Origin of the sequence: Halobacteriovorax sp. (assembly GCF_041587335.1) — a bacterium.
Lineage (GTDB): Bacteria > Bdellovibrionota > Bacteriovoracia > Bacteriovoracales > Bacteriovoracaceae > Halobacteriovorax.
Genome location: NZ_JBFGYP010000252.1, coordinates 1 through 2,294 on the forward strand (window position 1 = coordinate 1; position 2,294 = coordinate 2,294).

Here is a 2,294-nt window from a genome sequence, read left to right on the forward strand (position 1 = left end):
ATTCAATACCTTCTAAAAATTGATGCTGCCGCTAGAAAGCAATCAGATAAAATCTCTCAGGTCACTTGTGGAGTTCTACAAAGACTTCAAGACATTGAAATATTCAACTCTGAAGGCCTTCACGTTACTGATACAAGAAACTACACTCGTCTCATGGCAAATGCTGTGGCGACTGATGGTAATGAGCAGAGCACTGGATATGACGCTCCTGGAGCACTATCGGGCTGGGAACTTGTAGATAATATTAATCCTGTAGAAATGGGTGAACTTGTTTCTAAGCAGGCCTTAGTTAAACTTACAGCTGATGACTGTCCTGCAGGAAAAATGCCTGTTGTTATCGATAATGGATTTGGTGGAGTAATTTTTCACGAGGCCTGTGGTCACCTACTAGAGACAACTTCTGTGCAAAAGAAGGCCTCAGTATTTTGGGACAAAATGGAAGAAGACATTGCTCATTCAGCAGTTAGTGCTGTTGACGATGGAACGATGGAAAACCTATGGGGATCAATCAATATTGATGATGAAGGTATGGAAACAAAGAAGACTCAGCTTATCAAAGATGGAAAGCTTACAAGCTTCTTAGTAGATAAAGTCGGATCTATGAAAACTGGCTATGACAGAACTGGTTCTGGTCGTAGACAGAGTTACAAGTATGCCCCGGCCTCAAGAATGAGAAATACTTATATTGAAGCTGGAGATCACTCTCTTGATGATATCCTAGCGACTATCGATAATGGTATCTACTGCAAGAAGATGGGTGGTGGTTCTGTTAAGCCAGGAACTGGTGAGTTTAACTTCTCAGCTCAAGAAAGTTACTTAATTAAAAATGGAAAAATTGATCGCCCACTAAAAGGGGCCACTCTAATTGGAACTGGACCAGATGTTCTTAAGAAGATCAGTATGGTTGGAAATAATCTAGCTCTAGCAGCAGGAATGTGCGGGTCTGTATCAGGTTCAATTCCTACTTCAGTTGGTCAAGCGGCCTTAAAAGTCGATGAAATTCTTGTTGGGGGGAAAGCGTAATGGAAATGCAAGTATTAGAAAAAATAATTGATGTAGCTCTTAAAAATGGAGCTGACCAAGCGGATATAGTTGTCGACTCTGGAGAGAGTATATCTGTAAAGGCTGAACAGGGAGAAGTATCTTCTTATGAAGTTTCTGGTACTCAAGTTCTAGGGCTTAGAGTTATCAAAGACAACAAGATAGGGAGTTCATACTGTGAAGCTACAGATGATGAGACAATTCAAACTCTTGTAAAGCAAGCTCTTGCTAATGCGAAGTACTCTAAAGAAGAAGAGCTAGAAAAGATCGAAGTTCAAAGATCTGAGCTTATAGATGGAACAAAGAGTTTTAAATATGACGATGAGAGAGCCGCTCCAGAGAAGTTAATTGAAATGGCGCTAATGATTGAAAAAGATCTTATGAGTAAAGATAAGGATCTAAAAACTCCTCCGTACAACGGTGTTGGAGAATATATCGATCAGAGTCTCTACCTCAATCACCTTGGAACAAAGTGTATTGAAAAGAGCAAGGCGTACTCTTGTTATACTGCTGCTCTTTTAGAGAAAAACAGTAAGCAAAGTATGCATGTACATCAATCGCTAACGAGAAAGTTTAGTGAACTAAATCCAAACGACTGCATTGATGTTTCTTACGAACATGCTCTAGGACTTCTTGAAGGAACAGCAATTAAGACAGGTCACTATGACATAGTGTTCTCTACTGATAAGCTTGCTCAATTCTTTAATGTATTTTCTGGACTCTTCTCAGCGAAGGCCGCCATTAATGACATGAACCCATGGAAGAACAAGATTGAAACTGAAGTCGCTTCAACAATGTTAACTATGACAGACTCACCTCTTTTAGAAAGTGGTTTTGCTTATTCAATGTTTGACGGCGAAGGTAATATGATGTCTGAAACACCTCTAATTAAAAATGGTGTTCTATGTGGATTCTTCCATAACTCTTACACTGCAAAAAAATTAGGCCTTACTAATAGCTTCAACGCTACGAGATCACCAAAGTCATCTCTAGGTGTTGGTGGGACAAATAAGGTCATAGCTTCAGTAGAGAGTGATGATAGTAGCTTCGATAAGGGCACATACTTTGAAATCATTTCAGAACAAGGAATGTATTCTGGTTCGGACGCAATTAGTGGAGACTTCTCTTTTGCAGCAAGTGGATACTTAGTTGAAAATGGAAAAAGAGTAAGGCCAGTGAAAGGTGTTACTGTATCAGGAAACTTCTACAACACTATAAAAGAGATTTCTAATATTGGTCACCTCGTTCATAGC

At 39.5% G+C, this 2,294-nt stretch carries 2 protein-coding genes; both read left to right on the top strand.

From position 1 onward, the window contains the following. Window positions 1-1,023, top strand: a 1,023-nt coding sequence (locus ABX784_RS17040; RefSeq protein ID WP_372656261.1) for a TldD/PmbA family protein, incomplete at its 5' end; no start/stop codon positions are given. Further along, the coding region (locus ABX784_RS17045) for a TldD/PmbA family protein (protein ID WP_372656262.1) at window positions 1,023-2,294 on the top strand (1,272 nt) is incomplete at its 3' end. The genes ABX784_RS17040 and ABX784_RS17045, both read left to right, overlap by 1 nt.